Consider the following 210-nt stretch of genomic DNA (forward strand, 5'->3'; position numbering starts at 1 on the left):
ACGGTAAATCAAAAAGACAACATTCGTATCGTGGGAAGATATATCAAACTTCCGAAGCTTGGATATGTGAAAGTGCGTCAGTCAATGGAAGTGGGAAACATTCGTCACGTAACCATTGAGCATACGCCATCCGGAAAATATTTTGCGGTTCTGAACGTTGAATTTGAACCGGAACCGCGACCTAATCAGGGTGGAACGATTGGGATTGAT

1 pseudogene is annotated in these 210 nt (G+C 43.3%); it reads left to right on the forward strand.

The features are described from left to right. A pseudogene (locus DWX32_RS20410) lies at window positions 1-210 on the forward strand (IS200/IS605 family element RNA-guided endonuclease TnpB); the annotation flags it as partial.

The organism is Blautia sp. AF19-13LB, from assembly GCF_003479105.1.
GTDB classification, from domain to species: Bacteria; Bacillota; Clostridia; order Lachnospirales; family Lachnospiraceae; genus Fusicatenibacter; species Fusicatenibacter saccharivorans.